We start from the raw sequence: 12,690 nt of genomic DNA on the forward strand, positions 1-12,690 counted from the left end.
GCTAGGCTGGATCGATCCCGTCTAAATGGCCGGTTTCGTTGATCGCAAGAACACGAATCCGATCGCCGGTTATCTCGATCTCGTTGATGCAACAGGGCTCTTGCGTGAGCCTCCAGTAGGAGGAGAGCGGCAGGTCCGCGACCTGCAAAAGCAGCGCCCGGTTCACGCTGTCATGCGAAACCAGAACGACAGTGCCGTAAGGGTGTCTTTCGAGTGCGAGCCGGACCGCGTCCGCTGCGCGCGCAACGACGTCCTGCAGGGAGTCGCCACCCGGAAATCGCATCAGGTGGGGCGTGTTGAACCAGGTCGCGTGAAGCATCGGCTCTGAGGCTGCCATTTCCTCATGGCTCTTCATCCGCCACGCGCCATAATCGATGTCGTTGAGCGCTTCGATGCTCTCCGCCTCGATCCCGCACGCCCTCGCGATGGCAGAGCCGGTAGCGACGCAGCGCGACAGCGGGCTTGTGTAGACTCGTTCCGGCTGCCATTTGGATGCGATGCGCCCGGCAACCGCGAGCGCTTCGGCCTGTCCGCGCCTGGTCAGGGGCAGGTCCTCTCGTCCGCGAAAGCGGGCAGGGCGAATGCCCTCGACATGACCGTGACGGACCAGCAGGATCTTGATCAAGGTCAAACCTCATTTAGGCTTCATGTCAGGGTGGCTCTGGTGACGCTGGCATTCTACCGCCTCCAGTCGCGAGAGCGATGGATCGTTGAGCGCGCGGTCGGAGCCTTTCCTTGGCGGCGCCTCTCGTCCTGGTCTCCGTCGCCGTGGCTTTCCGCGCTTGCTATGGTCCGATTCCCAGTTACAATTGACAAACATTCAGGGGATGGGGTCCCCCCGTAACCGCCGATGAGGCTGATGACTCCTGCCGGACGCTTGCCGTCGGTGGGAGCGCGTTGCTTCAAATCCTTCCAAGCATCCAGCACGTGAGTTCGCCCGACGGCGCATCGCCGTCGTGTTGTTGGAGGCGCTAATGACGGGTGTTTGGGCTCTTGCGGCATTGTGGTTGGGCTTGGCGTTGATCGCCAGCCTTCTGTCGATCTGGCTGCGGATTTCGACCGCTCTGTCGGAGATCGTGGTCGGAACGATCGCGCAGCTCATCATCGGTGCTGTCATCGGATCGGCGGTGCTCGGGACGGATGAGTCCTGGGTCAAATTTCTCTCGGGCGTCGGCGCGATTGTGCTGACCTTCCTGGCAGGGGCGGAACTTGACCCCGTCATATTCAAGCTGAAGTGGAAAGAGGCGGCAGCCGTTGGGCTTGCCAGCTTCTTGTTCCCGTTCATTGGATGCGCCGCCGCCGCTCACTACTTGCTCGGCTGGGAGATCATGTCGAGTTGGCTTGCAGGTGTCGCCATGTCGACCACCTCGGTGGCGGTGGTTTATGCCGTGATGATCGAATTCGGCTTCAACACCACCGAGTACGGCAAGACAGTTCTGGCCGCCTGCTTTGTCACGGACCTCGGGACCGTGGTTGCGCTCGGGCTGATCTTTTCTCCGTTTACAATGAAGACACTGATCTTTCTCGGTATTGGCGCGGTGGTCTTCGGCGTGCTGCCCTGGCTGACCCCGCGGTTCTTCTGGCTGTACGGGGGGCGCCCGTCCGAACTGGAGACGAAATTTCTGCTGCTCTGCCTGTTCGAAATGGGGGCGCTGGCGACCTGGGCCGATAGCGAAGCCGTTCTTCCGGCTTACCTGATCGGGATGGTGCTCGCAGGCACTGTTGGAAAGGACCACGCCCTGGTGCGCCGGTTGCGCACTCTTACCTTCGGATTGCTGACGCCGTTCTACTTCATCCGGGCCGGTTCGTTTGTTTCCGTGCCTGCGCTCATCGCGGCACCGGCGGCATTCATCTTCTTCCTAGTGATCAAGATCGCGACCAAGATCGTGGGTGTCCATCCCGTCACCAAGTATTTCGGCTCTCCCAACAGAGAGGCGATGTACACGACGCTCTTGATGTCGACCGGACTGACCTTCGGCACGATCTCGTCGCTCTTTGGCCTGTCACATGGCATCATCAACCAGGGCCAATATTCCGCACTCGTTGCGGCAGTGATCGGCAGCGCCGTCATCCCAACGGTCATCGCCAATGCATTCTATCTCCCTCGCCATCTGCTGCCGCATACCGACGCGCAGCAGGCCGAGGAGGAGCCCGTAAGACCTCTTCGGCCCGCTGCACGCCGCGCCGAATGATGGAGGCAGCTATGTTCCGCAGAATTCTGCATGCCAACGACGGTTCTGAGCACGCATTCCACGCTTTGGCGTTTGCCATAACGATGGCCAAACAGAACAGCGCCGAACTTCACATGATTTGCGTGGAGGAAATTGACTACATGCCCGAATTTATCGAGGAGGTTCGGGAGGAGACCGGCACGGCAGCGCGCCGCTATCACTCGGTCATTCAGCGGGCGCGAAGCCTGGCCGAACAGAGCCACCTTGAGCTTCACACCCATGTGGTGGCCGGCCATCCGGTCCGGGACATCGTGGACTTCGCGGTTAAGATTAGAGCCGAGCTGCTTGTGATCGGCGCTACGGGTCATTCGGCGCTTTACGAACGGCTCATCGGCAGTCGCGCCGATCGCATCGTACAACTTGCGGCTTGCCCGGTGCTGGTCGTGAAATGAGGGCGCGACTTAGGTATCAAATAAAAAGGGGGTCGAACATGCAGCTACCGCGAGAAGCCATCCTCCTCAGGATCTTCTTTGGTGAAAATGATCAAGCGAACCATCACCCGCTGCACGAAGCGATCGTGCTGAAGGCCAGGGAGATGCACATGGCCGGCGCGACCGTGCTGCGAGGCGGCCTGGGGTTCGGCCATTCCGCACGCCTGCACACGGCGAAGATGCTGCGCCTTTCGGAAGACCTTCCGCTCGTCGTCGAGATCGTCGACACTCAGGAGAAGATCGATGCCTTTCTGCCCGTCCTCGACAGCATGATGAGCAGCGGACTGATCACGATGGAGAGGGTGCAGGTCCTGCAGTACGGAACCGAAATGAGACCTGTGCCAGGTTGAAATTCTGCGAAGCAAGAAAGCAGAGCTCCTGCGATGGCGGTGCAGCCAGCCACTATATCAAGCGCTCACGCCACCATCGTAAGGATAAACAGCGGTTCCTCATGTCGGTGGTTGCGTATGATTCCCTCCCTGGGCACCATTCGCTTTTCCACGCTGCGGTTCGATTTTGTACGATAGCGTGCTCGATGACCGGCGCGAACGGCGCTCGCGGATTTGCCTCCCCACAGCCCGCTAGATTTAAGTAGGTGCTGCTCATCAACCTGCGCTCCCGTGGCGACGGCGAGTCACGATCAAAGCGAATCGGCGAACTCGACCATTCGACGGCGCTGATCAGGGTCGGGCAACTGGCCGCGCATCGCGCCAGCGTTGTCCGTCATGTGGCCGGGATCACCGGTCCCGGGGATCACGGCCGTGATGCGCGAGTCGGCGAGCAGATATTTCAGGAAAAACTGCCCCCACGAGTTTGCGAACACCCGCGCCCAGTCCGGCAATTCCTTGCCGTGCACCGCCTTGAATAATCTGCCATTGCCGTAAGGCAAGGCGGTCAGCACGCCGGCTCCGATGTCGGCCGCCAGTGGCAGGATGGCTTTCTCAGCCCCGCGGTTATCGAGTGAGCAGTCGATCTGGACGAAATCAGGCTTCTCCCGTTCCAGCACAGCCTCGACTGCGCGATAGTCGCGGTGGAATGTCGAAGTGATACCGACATAGCGGCACAGGCCTTGCTTCTTCCACTCTCTGAAGCGTTCGAGAGATTGTTGCCTGCTCCTGACATTGTGGAGCTGCAACAGATCGACGCTTGCGATCTTCAGTCGAGTCAGCGATCGCTTGAGTTCCCGAGCGTCGGGCGACTCGAGCTTGGTGGCGATGAAGAGCTTGTCGCGCAAACCCGAAGCTGCCGTGACCTCGCCCAGCACGCTTTCCGCATCGCCGTAGGTCGACGCCGTGTCGATGAGCCGTCCGCCGTTCTTAACCAGGGCCTGTAAGACTGCATCGGCCTTGCTTCGCGTCGCTCCATCATCCTGATCAAAAACATAGGCGGTGCCGAGGCCAACAGCGGGAATGCGCTCGCCGCTGCTGAGAATCTCGCGGGTGAGAAGTGGTGTTTGCATTTGGGCAACGGCTCTGGTTGATACCAGAAGTCCGCCGGCGAGTACGGAAAAGTCGCGGCGGGTTATTTGGCGAGTCATTCGGATTGCCATCCCGACGCTCCTTCGCCATCTGTTTCAGTCGCAAGGCGCTCCTGCGTTCGCCCCAGCGCGGTTGAGAGAACGAGCCAGCCGGCCGCGATCGGCAGGGCGCAAACTGCGATGGCGCCAAGCTTCAAGCCCAACGCCTGCAGAATGCCATAGACCCAGCCGTACAACGCGTCCGAGCCGCGGTAGATCACCACGTCGATCAGGTTCTTGGCTTTGTACTTCTCCTCGCGTCCGACCACGGTGAAGAAGACCTGCCGCGCCGGATTTGCGATTGCAAAATTCATGCAGCGCTGCGTGACCTGAAGTGTCACCACCACCGACAGGCTCGGCGCGATCGCCAACGCGCCGAAGCCCACGACATAGATGGCCGGCAGAGCTGCGGCCGACATGCCGGTGCCGAAGCGCCTGAGGAACGCCGCGGTGACGAAAACCTGTGTCGCAAGGCTCAAGAGGCCAACCGCGAGATCGATACCTGCAAACAGGCGGGTTTGTGCGGCGGCGCCGTGCATCGTTGCCGACACAATGTTGGCCTGAGCCAAATAGGCAATAGTCGCGCCGAACGAGAGCAGGCTGACCCAGCCGGCTACGCCCAGGAGATAGGGCGAGCGTATCAGTTCAGACAAGCCTGCGAACGCGCTGCCTCCGATGCGCTGCTGTCGGGAATCTGCTTCCGCCGGCGGCTCCGCCACACGTTCAATTCGGTGCACGCAGAGCACAGCCAGTTCAAGAAAGATAGCGGCCGCGATCAAGAGGTTGACCGGACCAAGCGGCCCCGACAGCCAGATTGTGATGATGGGACCAAGAAGCGCGCCAGCCGTTCCACCAGCACCGATGAATCCGAACAGCCGCTTGCCCTGTTCCGACGTAAAAAGATCGGCCATGAACGACCAGAACACTGCGATCGCGAACAAATTGAAGACGCTGACCCAGACGAAAAACACGCGCGCCACGATCACTTTCTGGATGTCCAAAAACAGCAACAGCCAAAACAGAATCAGGTTGGCGACAAAGAAGTGATAGACGACCGGAATAAACCTGACCCGCGGCAGCCTCGCCACCAGCGCGCCGTAGATCGGTTGCGCCACGAGCAGGCTGACAAACGTGGCCGTGAACAGCCAGGGCAGGTTTTTGGTCCCGCCCGCAATGCCCATCTGATCGCGGAGCGGACGCAGCACGTAGTAGCCGGCAAGCAGGGTGAAGAAATACGCGAACGACCACAACGCTGTCGCCCGTTCGCGTGCGGTACCGGGCACCGTGCGCTGCAACCAGCCCCCGAAAGCCGCAAAAGCCATCATGGTGCCAGCGACAGCTTCTGCTTGAGTTCCGCTGCGCTCACATTCTGGCCATATCCCGGCGCGCCGCGCTGGAAGCGCCTCGCATCGGCCAGTTTGCCGACCTCCACCGGATCAAAGCCAGCATCGCGTACCAGTTGCGCCGCGACCTGGACTGCCTTCTGATCATCGCCCGCGATCGGCACCGCGAGCCTGGGGGCAGGACGGTTCGATTCGCGTTCAAAGATCGTGTAGGAGAGCGTGTTGAAAGCGCGCACCAGCCGTGCGCCCGGCAGGTATTTTTGCGACGTCACTCCGATGCCGTTCCGCTCGACCTCGTCGGCAATCGCACCGTCGCGGCTGGCCACCGCATTGTCGGCGTCGAGCACGATCTTCCCCGCTAGCGATTTGGCATAATCTTTGCCGATCTGGGGCAGCGCGCCGTAAGGCACTGCGATGAAGACGACGTCGCCAAATGCAATCGCCTGATCGACTGTGCCGGCCCGTGCAAGTGGCCCAAGGCGACTCACGAGGTCTTGCAACCCCTCAGGATGACGCGATGAAAGGAAGACGAGATGGCCTGCCTTGATCCAGAGGCCACCGATCGTGCTGCCGATATGGCCCGCACCGATAACGCCGATTTTCAACTTGGGACTTGGGGTCTGACCCGATGCCGTCGTTGGTTGGAGTCCCGCTTGGAGGATGAGCGCGCCTGCGGCGCCCAACAGTGCGCGGCGACGGCGATCAACAGTGACATGCTCGAGCATCAGCACACCAATTGCGAATTGCAGCAATCGAGTCCCGCCCTCCAGCTTAGAGTCGATAACGCGAAACGCGTTATAAATAGTCGCCCGGAATTGGCGCTCGCACAGAGTTGATCCTCGCCCTCAAATTTCAGGCGCTTGCCGCTAGTGTTCTTTACGGCTCGGCGGATCTATTTGGGTGGGGCCGACGGAGCGGCATTCGTCTTCGGTTCCGAGGGAATACCCGGTACGTCATCTTTTACGCTGCACTGTTCGACATAAGAATCTTCAGTCATCCCGCCTTTCATTATTGCTTCCTTATTGGCTTTCCATTCAGCCTCGCAGTCCTCCACAACAGTCTTCGAAGTTTGTCCCTCTGGTTTGAGTGGCGCGGGCGAGGAAGCAGGGGCGAGGGCAGTCGAATTTGGCATGGCGGTTTCCGCAAGTGCATTGCAATGCAGCATTGTTATCCCAACAAGCGCACCACAGACCAAATAAGGGCGCTTATGCACCTTTCGGCTCCTGTTGACATTGCTTGTATTGCGAAACGCCTTTCTAGAGGTGCAGCCGCATCTGCAACCGTTCCATTCGTGACCTCGCGCAGACCAATTCGAACGTCTCGCGCCTGTTCCTCCACAACTATCAATTGTTGAATGAGTTATAGCGGATGCGCCGTATCCAGAGTTTGAATCTCCTGAGGTGTCAGTGTCAGTGACAGCGCGACGGCGTTTTCCTTTGCATGTGCCACGGACCCGGATTCGGGAATCGCAATGACGTTACCGCCGCGGATGGTCCAAGCCAGTGCCACCGCGGCTGCTGAGCAAGCGTGTGCTGCGGCAATACGTCCAAGGTTGGGATCACCCAGCAGGTTGGCGCCAAGGCCGCCAAGCGGCGAATAGGCCATCACCGGCATGCTGTGCCGTTCGCACCACGGCAGCAGGTCGCGTTCAATGCCGCGGCCGCCGAGATTGTAAAAGACCTGATTGGTCACGCAGCGATCGCCTTGTGGAATATGGAACAGATCTTCCATTTGGGTGACTGTGAAATTGGACACGCCCCAAGCGCGAATCTTGCCCGCTGCGCGTAGACTTTCGAACCCCGCTACGACCTCGGAAAGTTCGGCGCTCGGAGTTGGCGAGTGCAGCAAATAGAGATCGAGATGATCAGTACCGAGCCGGGTAAGGCTGGCCTCACAAGCACGTGCCATGGCATCTCCAGTGACCTCATCGGCTTCCACCTTGGACACCACGAAGGCGCGGTCACGCTGACCGGCTATCACGCGCTTGATCAATTCCTCGGAACGGCCTTCACCGTAATTCCCCGATGTATCAATCAGCCTCATCCCGAGCGAAAGGCCCGTGCGCAACGCTTCTTCTTCGTCAGCAGCCGGATGTCTTCCCTGCCCGATATGCCAAGAGCCCTGACCGATCGCCGGTACAAGGGTGCCGTCGCGAAACCTCACGGTGCGCGCGGTGTCCGTTGTGGCTACGGCAGTCGCTGCACCGAGGGCCAACGCGCCGGACAAAGTCACCAACGAACCAAGCGCGACGCAACCTTCATTGAACTCACGCCGGCTCAGCAATCTTGTATCGCTACTTTTCACGACACGCCCTTCGACTGCGGGCCCGATCTGAAGATTGATCGGCCGAGTTCCGCTCGGCTAGCTCACCGCGAAGATTGGAGCCTCCGGCTGCTGAGTCAAGATATGCGGAAGGGGTGCTTGTGGCGCAAGGCGGTCGCCTTGGAGTGCAACGCTTCGACCAGAGTGGAGCTCGGTATCCAGGATTTGAGCCAAGGGTTCCGGCGGACCACAAGGATCCTTCCCGCCAAGCTGGGCCGCCAGCCGGGACTTCCGCGATTGCGGGTTCGTGATGCCCCACCTGCCTGTCGAAGGGGCGTCTCACTATACGCCCCAAGCAACGGCTGATATGCTTTTTGCATTGGGACAGTAGATCGCAGTCCGCAAGACAGACTTCGGTGCGAGCTGGTTTTTTTGATCGACCATCGATCGCGCTCGCGATTTCCTGGCAAGACGAATTCAACGTTCAACATTATCACAATTATCGAGCGGCTGCCTCGTCCTCCTCAACATTGGGAGATGTGCCATGGCTGCACCGGATTGGCGTCTCGAAGGCGAATGGATCAAGAATTGTAATTGCGCGTTTGGCTGCCCCTGCGATTTCAATGCCCGGCCGACCAACGGCTCTTGCAAGGGGCTGGTCGGCATGAGGATCACCAAAGGACATTTCGAGGGCACCAAGCTCGACGGCCTTTGTTTCGCGGCCACTGTCGACTTTCCAGGAGCGCTGCATGAAGGCAATGGGAAGATGCAGCCCATCATTGATGAGCGCGCGACGCCGGAGCAGCGCCAGGCGCTGTTCAACATTTTCTCCGGCAAGTATTCGGCCGAAGGCACGTTGTTCCAGATTCTCAGCCTGATCGTGACCACCATTCACGATCCGCTCTTTGTGCCGCTCGAATTTTCCTTCGACAAGAACGGGCGCGTCGCGAAGCTCGTCGCCAAAGGCGTGCTGGAGACGGAGGTCGAGCCGATCAAGAATCCGGTGACGGGCGCCCCTCATCGAATTCAGGTCATGATGCCCGAAGGGTTCGAGCACCGCGGCGCTGAGGTCGCCTCTGCCAGCATCAGCTCGACCGGCGCGATCAAGTTTGAAACGAAGGGCACGCATAGCTCGCTCGCCACCGTCGTGCAGACGCCGGAGGGTGTTGCCGCCTGAGGCTGAATTCGCCGTCGGATTTGCCGCGCTGTCAGTCAGGTAGGCTCATGACCGGGCTTAGACTGCTCGAACACGTGCTGCGCCGCGATCGCCTGGTCGTGATGGTCGGGCTTGTCGCCGTGGTGACGCTCGCCTGGACGTACCTGGCCATCGGCGCCGGCATGGATACCGAGATGATGGTCGAGATGCCGGACATGGAGCCGATGCCATGGACGCCGGTCTATGCCGCGCTCCTGTTCGCCATGTGGTGGGTGATGATGATCGCGATGATGGTGCCGAGTGCGGCGCCCACCGTCCTGTTGTACGCAGCCGTCAAGCGCAAGGAGGGCGGGTACGCTGCTGCAACTGAAGCCTGGGTCTTTCTCGTCGGCTATCTCGCGATATGGGCTGGATTCAGCCTGGTTGCGGTCCTGGTACAATGGCTGCTCGAGCACGTGGGCTTCCTGTCCATGGCAATGGCGAGCACCAGTGCGGTGATGGGCGGCTTCATCTTGCTGGCCGCAGGCCTCTACCAGTTCACGCCGCTCAAGACCGCCTGTCTTCGCTACTGTCAGAGCCCGCTGTTGTTCCTCAGCCGGCATTGGCGGCCCGGCACGATGGGGGCGTTCGGCATGGGGCTTCGCCACGGCGGTTATTGTGTCGGCTGCTGCTGGTTTCTGATGGCGCTACTGTTCGTCGTCGGCGCGATGAATCTCATCTGGATCGTCGGCATTGCCCTCTACGTCGCCTGCGAGAAATTGCTGCCGCTCGGCCGGAGGCTCAGCCAGGCGGCTGGCGGGGCCCTCATCCTGTCCGGAGCGGTCGCGCTTGCGCGCGGGATGTGAGATGCGAAAGCAGAGCGATACCGCCGTTGTGTTGGGCTCGCCGTCTGGAGCAAATGAAGAAGACGGGTAAGCCAGCAGGAACGAATCGGCTCATGTGCTGAAATACAGCCAGGGAAGGCTGGTGTTTCTTCGCCCGCCGAAGTCTCCTCATGCTGGCGCGAACTCACAATCGTTGCCAAGACAATTACGGACGGAGGCGATCTGGTGGGAGCGGCGGAAAATGCCACCACCACCGCAGGCGGACTCGTCTGCGCCGCCCCGGCGGGCGTCCTTCTAGATCAGCCAGAAGCCAGAAAATTCCACGCGGCTATATTGAGCGGCATCCAAGGCGCAAAGCTGATCTAGAGACGATCATCATCCAGATGAGAGGTGGGACGATCGACGTCGGCCTGTCCGTGCCTCGACCTTTCCCGAAACTCGCGCGGGCTGAATCCCGAAATCCGTCGGAAAGCGCGAGCGAAGTGGGCAGGGTCTGCATAACCTGATGAGAATGCTACATCGATGATCTTGTTCTCGGTGTCGCTGAGAAGCTGCATCGCATTGTTGAAGCGGACCTGCTCGAGCAGGCCCGAATATGTCAGCCCGGCCAGCGCCAGCTTCCTCTGCAGGCTCCTGACGCTCAGTCCAACCATCTCAGCGGCCTGCACGATCGCCGGGCCTCCTTCGTCAAGATATGACGGCAAGGTCAGCTTGAGAATGCTGACGACGTCGTTGCTGAAAGGCTGTCGCTCCGTCTCGGGTACACTGGAGCGGACAACATCTGCGCGATTGGGGTAGCTCAAGAATTGCAGCGGTACTTCGATCCAGGAGGCCGTCTCGCCTGACATGAAACGCGTGTCCGGCCAATGCGATTCAACTTCCTTGCTCGGTGCATAATCGGCTTCAAACGCGATCACTTTCGGAGTCCAGTTTGCGCCCGCGAACTGACGGACAATGTGCACGACGAATATGTTCTGAAGCCATTGGGACATCTCAAGATGCGAGATGCCCTCCGTCCCGATGAGCCTGCTGCAGATTTTCACGCTTTCGTCGCAGGGCTCCAGCCATAGACGCAGATTTGTATCTTCGACCGGCGCCCACTTGCACATCTGCTGAAGAGCAGCCAGCAGCGTTGGTGAATGCCCGATGCGGACCCGCATGGCATCGCTCAGATGATCGAATGAGAGCCTCTGGGCTGCGCGAAAGGCAATCTCCGACAGTCCCTGCTTTTGCTGAGCGGCCGTCGCAAAGCGAACGGCCGGCAGCAGCGGCACGTAGTGATCCGCTTTCTCCTCCAACGACGTCGGCAGCCGAAATTTGGCGAGAAGCGCCGCGGTAGGTCCGCCGACTTCTGAATGAATTTCAGCAAATGGTATAAGAAATTGACAGCGGGTCAAAGGACTGAGGGGCATTATCACCTACCCAAGAATTCTGACGCAGAGGCAGACTAGCAGGCTGCCGAGCTTCTTGCGTTCTCGATTGTCGCGTCATGCCCGGCGTTGCGCGCAAGGTGCTCGAATATTTCCATCTGACAAAAAGCCTGGCGGCTGATGGCCAGATTGGTCCTGCAGATGCATGTAACCTCAAAGCATCGGTTTTCTTTCGAGGGAACATGGGCTTCACGCCTCACACAAACCGATGAGAGCTGTCCTGTTGCCTTCATCCCGGGCGGTCCGCGCGGCCATTGTCGCGTCGCTGCGACATGGTGACGCAACTCTCGGTAGCGCGGCTCGCGCCTGCAAAGTCAGCACGCGGACGTTGCAGCGTCATCTCGGCCGCATGGGCACAAGCCACAGCGCAATGCTTGCGGAGGTTCGCTTGGCCATCGCTTGCCGCATGCTCGCGAATTCAAGCAAGCGCCTGGCCGATATCGCAAAACTCCTCGGCTATACCAATGCAAGCAGCTTCAGCCGCACTTTCGTGCGTTTGATGAAAGTTCAGCCCATTGTTTACCGGCAGCAGCAACTCGCCCGTAAGCAGGAGCGGGCACGTCATCGCAGACGCACGCGCGTGATTGATGACTGAAGCAATCGCCGACCATTGGCGCGAAATGGCAAGACGCGCGATCTGAATTGGCGCGAAATGCTTAGCGAAGCTGCTTGCTGAAGTTAGTCAGCTTGTGAGGAAGCCATTTTGAGACATGACGGAGCAGGCGCGCGAGGCCGCGCCTGGAAGGCCATAGGAGCCGGCCGAGAACAACAATCCACTTTTCAACGGAGAGAATAACATGAAACTTCGTGCTGTTCTGTTTGTGTTTTGCGCCGGCGGCTGGCTCATCTGCCCCCAATACCTTTCTGCTCAAACGGCATCCGAACAGAAGCCGCACGTTCCGCTCGAGAAGTCGATAGGCCAGGCAAAGCCGGAAGTCGTGCCCTCCCTCTTCGTCCTCAATTCGCGCAGTGCGAGCCTGAAGGATGGCAAGCTTGCGCTGACGGGACTTTCGCCGAATGCCATCGTGTTTGCCGATCGACCCGTTCGGGCCGCCGGTCACGACCTCACGTCTCGAATCATCGAGGACTGGGGCAACGGCAGCGACAACTTCGCCAAGGATCCTCCCAACGCGACGGTTTCCGGATTCAGGAAGGACGGGTCATCAGTGGCCGACGCCGTCGTCGTGCTCAAGTCTCCCAAGCTTGAAGGCGACAAACTCACTTTCGATGTCGATGTGCTCGAGGGAGATCTTGCCGGCGCTGATGGACCGGCGTCGATCTTTATCGACATCATTGGCCGGCCGTTCACGCCACTGTCCTTCGCCGGTGTCGCCCGCCGAACCGCTTGGCGCGGTGCTTACTACCGCGGTGCGGCCGTTGCAGGAGCGGCCGCCCTTGGAGCTGCGGCAGCCTATCCGTACTACTATGCGCCCCGATGCGGATACTATCCCCATCCTCCTTGCTACTGAGCAATGCGGATCGAGCGCGTCATAGCCG

General features: G+C 59.9%; 13 protein-coding genes and 1 riboswitch. Of the genes, 7 read left to right on the plus strand and 6 right to left on the minus strand.

What is annotated here, in order from left to right; all coding sequences use genetic code 11:
• Nucleotide 1 precedes the first annotated feature (1 nt).
• Nucleotides 2-625, minus strand: a complete 624-nt coding sequence (locus tag P6U25_RS04895) for a histidine phosphatase family protein (protein ID WP_407150338.1) — start codon at nucleotides 623-625, stop codon at nucleotides 2-4.
• A gap of 189 nt (nucleotides 626-814) precedes the next feature.
• A riboswitch (Fluoride riboswitch) is annotated at nucleotides 815-876 on the plus strand.
• A gap of 80 nt (nucleotides 877-956) precedes the next feature.
• Here P6U25_RS04895 and P6U25_RS04900 point away from each other — a divergent pair.
• Genes P6U25_RS04900 through P6U25_RS04910 form a run of 3 tightly spaced genes read left to right on the plus strand, consistent with a single transcriptional unit; the run spans nucleotide 957 to nucleotide 3,012 of the window.
• On the plus strand, nucleotides 957-2,192 hold the full coding sequence (locus P6U25_RS04900; RefSeq protein ID WP_407150339.1) for a cation:proton antiporter: 1,236 nt from the start codon (nucleotides 957-959) through the stop codon (nucleotides 2,190-2,192).
• A gap of 11 nt (nucleotides 2,193-2,203) precedes the next feature.
• Complete coding sequence (locus P6U25_RS04905; protein ID WP_407150340.1) at nucleotides 2,204-2,623, plus strand: universal stress protein; 420 nt, start codon at nucleotides 2,204-2,206, stop codon at nucleotides 2,621-2,623.
• A 38-nt stretch (nucleotides 2,624-2,661) separates the two neighbouring features.
• Nucleotides 2,662-3,012, plus strand: a complete 351-nt coding sequence (locus P6U25_RS04910) for a DUF190 domain-containing protein (protein WP_407150341.1) — start codon at nucleotides 2,662-2,664, stop codon at nucleotides 3,010-3,012.
• A gap of 290 nt (nucleotides 3,013-3,302) precedes the next feature.
• Here the strand turns inward: P6U25_RS04910 and P6U25_RS04915 are convergent, their stop codons facing one another.
• The 4 genes from P6U25_RS04915 to P6U25_RS04930 all read right to left on the minus strand — a co-directional run bounded on the left by P6U25_RS04915 (nucleotide 3,303) and on the right by P6U25_RS04930 (nucleotide 7,825).
• Nucleotides 3,303-4,211: an aldo/keto reductase gene (locus tag P6U25_RS04915; protein WP_407150342.1), complete on the minus strand. Its 909-nt coding sequence runs from the start codon at nucleotides 4,209-4,211 to the stop codon at nucleotides 3,303-3,305.
• On the minus strand, nucleotides 4,196-5,500 hold the full coding sequence (locus P6U25_RS04920; RefSeq protein WP_407150343.1) for an NTP/NDP exchange transporter: 1,305 nt from the start codon (nucleotides 5,498-5,500) through the stop codon (nucleotides 4,196-4,198). The genes P6U25_RS04915 and P6U25_RS04920 overlap by 16 nt, the downstream gene beginning before the upstream one ends.
• Nucleotides 5,500-6,246: an NADPH-dependent F420 reductase gene (locus tag P6U25_RS04925; protein WP_407152420.1), complete on the minus strand. Its 747-nt coding sequence runs from the start codon at nucleotides 6,244-6,246 to the stop codon at nucleotides 5,500-5,502. The genes P6U25_RS04920 and P6U25_RS04925 overlap by 1 nt, the downstream gene beginning before the upstream one ends.
• 634 nt (nucleotides 6,247-6,880) lie before the next feature.
• Entirely contained in the window at nucleotides 6,881-7,825 is a 945-nt protein-coding gene (locus P6U25_RS04930) for an aldo/keto reductase (protein WP_407150344.1), read from the minus strand.
• A gap of 502 nt (nucleotides 7,826-8,327) precedes the next feature.
• Between P6U25_RS04930 and P6U25_RS04935 the strand changes: the two genes are divergently transcribed.
• The gene (locus tag P6U25_RS04935; RefSeq protein WP_407150345.1) at nucleotides 8,328-8,960 is read left to right on the plus strand and encodes a DUF1326 domain-containing protein; all 633 of its coding nucleotides are present in this window, start codon (nucleotides 8,328-8,330) and stop codon (nucleotides 8,958-8,960) included.
• 47 nt (nucleotides 8,961-9,007) lie between these two features.
• The gene (locus P6U25_RS04940; protein ID WP_407150347.1) at nucleotides 9,008-9,784 is read left to right on the plus strand and encodes a DUF2182 domain-containing protein; all 777 of its coding nucleotides are present in this window, start codon (nucleotides 9,008-9,010) and stop codon (nucleotides 9,782-9,784) included.
• A gap of 341 nt (nucleotides 9,785-10,125) precedes the next feature.
• Here the strand turns inward: P6U25_RS04940 and P6U25_RS04945 are convergent, their stop codons facing one another.
• Nucleotides 10,126-11,175, minus strand: a complete 1,050-nt coding sequence (locus P6U25_RS04945) for a helix-turn-helix domain-containing protein (RefSeq protein WP_407150348.1) — start codon at nucleotides 11,173-11,175, stop codon at nucleotides 10,126-10,128.
• A gap of 367 nt (nucleotides 11,176-11,542) precedes the next feature.
• On the opposite strand from P6U25_RS04945, the gene P6U25_RS04950 reads away from it, so the two are divergent.
• Both P6U25_RS04950 and P6U25_RS04955 read left to right on the plus strand, forming a co-directional pair.
• Complete coding sequence (locus P6U25_RS04950) at nucleotides 11,543-11,788, plus strand: helix-turn-helix domain-containing protein (protein WP_407152421.1); 246 nt, start codon at nucleotides 11,543-11,545, stop codon at nucleotides 11,786-11,788.
• A 202-nt stretch (nucleotides 11,789-11,990) separates the two neighbouring features.
• The gene (locus tag P6U25_RS04955; protein ID WP_407150349.1) at nucleotides 11,991-12,662 is read left to right on the plus strand and encodes a hypothetical protein; all 672 of its coding nucleotides are present in this window, start codon (nucleotides 11,991-11,993) and stop codon (nucleotides 12,660-12,662) included.
• The last annotated feature ends 28 nt before the right edge of the window (nucleotides 12,663-12,690 follow it).

The sequence above is a fragment of the Bradyrhizobium sp. ORS 86 genome (assembly GCF_045571475.1).
GTDB lineage: Bacteria > Pseudomonadota > Alphaproteobacteria > Rhizobiales > Xanthobacteraceae > Bradyrhizobium.

What these genes read in the sequence shown, in the direction of transcription:
- P6U25_RS04950 (WP_407152421.1), top strand. Translation starts at nt 11,543, where the DNA reads ATGGGCACAAGCCACAGCGCAATGCTTGCGGAGGTTCGCTTGGCCATC.
- P6U25_RS04935 (WP_407150345.1), top strand. Translation starts at nt 8,328, where the DNA reads ATGGCTGCACCGGATTGGCGTCTCGAAGGCGAATGGATCAAGAATTGT.
- P6U25_RS04915 (WP_407150342.1), bottom strand. Translation starts at nt 4,211, where the DNA reads ATGGCAATCCGAATGACTCGCCAAATAACCCGCCGCGACTTTTCCGTA.
- P6U25_RS04920 (WP_407150343.1), bottom strand. Translation starts at nt 5,500, where the DNA reads ATGGCTTTTGCGGCTTTCGGGGGCTGGTTGCAGCGCACGGTGCCCGGT.
- P6U25_RS04925 (WP_407152420.1), bottom strand. Translation starts at nt 6,246, where the DNA reads ATGCTCGAGCATGTCACTGTTGATCGCCGTCGCCGCGCACTGTTGGGC.
- P6U25_RS04910 (WP_407150341.1), top strand. Translation starts at nt 2,662, where the DNA reads ATGCAGCTACCGCGAGAAGCCATCCTCCTCAGGATCTTCTTTGGTGAA.
- P6U25_RS04905 (WP_407150340.1), top strand. Translation starts at nt 2,204, where the DNA reads ATGTTCCGCAGAATTCTGCATGCCAACGACGGTTCTGAGCACGCATTC.
- P6U25_RS04940 (WP_407150347.1), top strand. Translation starts at nt 9,008, where the DNA reads ATGACCGGGCTTAGACTGCTCGAACACGTGCTGCGCCGCGATCGCCTG.
- P6U25_RS04945 (WP_407150348.1), bottom strand. Translation starts at nt 11,175, where the DNA reads ATGCCCCTCAGTCCTTTGACCCGCTGTCAATTTCTTATACCATTTGCT.
- P6U25_RS04955 (WP_407150349.1), top strand. Translation starts at nt 11,991, where the DNA reads ATGAAACTTCGTGCTGTTCTGTTTGTGTTTTGCGCCGGCGGCTGGCTC.